The organism is Sporichthyaceae bacterium, assembly GCA_036269075.1.
GTDB lineage: Bacteria > Actinomycetota > Actinomycetes > Sporichthyales > Sporichthyaceae > DASQPJ01.
Genome location: DATASX010000050.1, coordinates 1 through 2,849, shown reverse-complemented (window position 1 = coordinate 2,849; position 2,849 = coordinate 1). Strand labels below are relative to the sequence as shown.

General features: G+C 68.9%; 2 protein-coding genes. Both read left to right on the top strand.

What is annotated here, in order from left to right; genetic code table 11:
• Window positions 1-322: 322 nt before the first annotated feature.
• On the top strand, window positions 323-1,576 hold the full coding sequence (locus tag VHU88_09475; protein HEX3611902.1) for an IS256 family transposase: 1,254 nt from the start codon (window positions 323-325) through the stop codon (window positions 1,574-1,576).
• Between the two features lie 800 nt (window positions 1,577-2,376).
• Window positions 2,377-2,622, top strand: a complete 246-nt coding sequence (locus VHU88_09470) for a hypothetical protein (GenBank protein ID HEX3611901.1) — start codon at window positions 2,377-2,379, stop codon at window positions 2,620-2,622.
• The last annotated feature ends 227 nt before the right edge of the window (window positions 2,623-2,849 follow it).

Here is a 2,849-nt window from a genome sequence, read left to right as displayed (position 1 = left end):
CGTCCAGAGCTGCGTCAACCATGTCGATCGCGACCTACCCAATGGCCGCTGTCTTACGCGGCAGACCCACCCCGTCGGTGCCGCCCCGCTCCCTCCCTCGTGATCACGAACTAGCGCGGCGCGACAGTGCCGGAGTGCATCCTCAACGGTGACCGAGTTCGTGACCCGCACCCTGGAGCCGATCGAATCTCCTGGACGGGAGTGGCGTCCCGCAGAGTGGTGTGCGACAGCCGGGCCTGATGGGCGTGGCACAGACGCGTAGGGCGGCCACCGCGTGATCCTCGAGAGACCTCTCACAGTCGACTCGATGGAGCACACCGCGATGGCCGCCAAGCCCAGTATCGACCCTGCCCAGTTCCTCCACGAGCAGCTCGCGTCCGCGTCCCCGGACCTGTTGCGCGAGATGCTTTCCAGCTTCGTCAGCGTGCTCATGTCGGCCGAGGCCGATGCGTTGTGCGGTGCCGATTACGGCGAGCGCAGCCCGGACCGGACCAATGTTCGTAACGGGTATCGGCACCGGGACTTCGACACCCGTGCCGGGACGCTCGACGTGGCGATCCCGAAGCTGCGTTCGGGCTCGTACTTCCCCGACTGGCTGCTGGAGCGGCGCAAGCGGGCCGAGGCCGCCCTGGCCACCGTGGTCGCCACCTCATACCTGCTCGGGGTCTCCACCCGGCGGATGGACAAGCTGGTCGAGACCCTCGGGATCACGCGGTTGAGCAAGTCGCAGGTCTCGCGGATGGCCGGCGAACTGGACGCCATGGTCGCGGCGTTCCGCTCCCGGCCGCTGGACGCCGGGCCCTACACGTTCGTGGCTGCCGACGCCCTGGTGCTGAAGGTCCGCGAGGGCGGTCGGGTGGTCAACGTCCACGCCCTGATCGCCACCGGCGTCAATGCCGACGGACACCGGGAGATCCTCGGCATCGAGGTCGCCTCGGCCGAGGACGGCGCCGGGTGGTTGGCGTTCCTGCGCAGCCTGACCGCACGTGGGCTGGGCGGCGTCGGTCTGGTGACCTCCGACGCGCACCGCGGCCTGGTCGAGGCCATCGGCGCCGCGCTACCCGGTGCGTCCTGGCAGCGGTGCCGGACTCATTACGCGGCGAACCTGATGTCGGTGACACCTAAGGCGTCCTGGCCGTGGGTCCGCGCGTTGCTGCACTCGGTGTTCGACCAACCTGACGCACCATCAGTGCAGGCCCAGTTCGACCGCGCGGTGGAGACCCTGCTCGACAAGCTGCCCCGCACCGCCGAGCACCTCATCGAGGCGCGTGCCGACGTGCTGGCCTTCACCGCGTTCCCGAAGGAGTTGTGGCGCCAGGTCTGGAGCAACAACCCGCAGGAACGGCTCAACCGCGAGATCCGCCGCCGCACCGACGTCGTCGGGATCTTCCCCGACCGCGACGCCATCATCCGACTGGTCGGCGCCGTGCTCGCCGAACAGCACGACGAATGGGCCGAAGCCCGTCGCTACCTCGGACCCGAGGTCCTCGCCCGCGCCCGCCTGACCCTGCTCCCCGCACCGGCCCAGCAGGAGGTGACCAAGACGAACCGACGCACCAAGGCGCTCAGCGCCTGACCGAACCGAGGATCACGCCGCAACCGCCAAACACCACGCCCCGGGGCTTGACCCTCGACGCGGGCCAGCTGAACCTTGCCGAGGGTCGGCGCGATGTACAGGCGGATCAGCTGCTCGTACCGCTCCCGCGTGCTCGCCTCGTGCGAAGTCACCTCCAACCACTGCTCGATCGCTTGGGAGACGGTGATGGCCGACCGCGGGTGGCGTCGTTCGTCTACGGACTTCTGCAGCTTGGTCAGCTCGACCTTCGCTTGCTTGAGGGATGGTGCGGTCTTCTTGAGGTAGCGCCCCATCTTCGTGACCGGGTCCACCCCGGCGAACACGATCGCTCGGAACGAGCCGTCGGCCGTTCCTCGATGTGCCCGCGAGAACCGCGATCCGTGGTCGCCACCGGACAAGCGTACGCAGACTGATTCCCATTGTGATTCCCACGCACAGCACCCAAGGGCTGTTGCGTTACTAAACGCGCAGGTCAGATGCGGTGCCCCCGGCGCGAATCGAACGCGCGACACCCGCTTTAGGAGGACGGTCGACAGCGTCGACTGTGGTCGTCGGTGGTCGCCCGTGGTCTCAACGCCGTCGACTCTGATCGCCTGTGGCTGCTGTGCTCTACGCGATTTCATGCCCACGCCGATGCCCACGGCGGCGGTGCGTAGCGCCCGACAAGCAGCGACGAGCCACCGAACCCGATCGACGCCACCCTGGGGACCGGCCGGCCTCGGGGCAAGCGTGGCGCAGGCGGCCGTCTCGCCGACGCTCGAAGCGGACGTGAAATCCTCCTGGCCACGGCGCTTCGGAACGTGCACACGGCCCTGGTCCGCCCCCTCGGTGCGCTGGCCGTGGCCGCCTTGCCGGTGGGGTGGGGCGTCACCCAGTACCTCTACCTGCTCGGCACCCACGCGAGCATCCACCGGGCCGCCTCCCCGCCCGCCACCATGCACGCCCTCGGCATCGTGTCCGCCGCGGCCGTCGTGCTGGTCCTTCCGTCCCTCGCCTGGCTGTTATGGCCGACCAATCGGGGCCGCCTCGCTTCCGGCGAGATGTGATTGCCCGTCATGCGGGTGGCGAACCGACCGCCTTTCGCAGCTCGGCGGCAATTAGCGGCGGATGCTGGACGAGGAGGCCCGTTGGAGCATCCGTGTGCGAACGGGCGCGACCACTGATGTCGGGACAGGACGGTACGGATTTCCTTATCGGGGCACTGCGTGGCGCGCTTGCCGCTGTTACGGTCGCGGCACCGTCGGCTCGCGCAGGAGGTCTTGGTGCGCACTGC

Bases quoted from the DNA above. Each gene is read 5' to 3' on its own strand.
- VHU88_09475 (HEX3611902.1), top strand. From the start codon at position 323: ATGGCCGCCAAGCCCAGTATCGACCCTGCCCAGTTCCTCCACGAGCAG.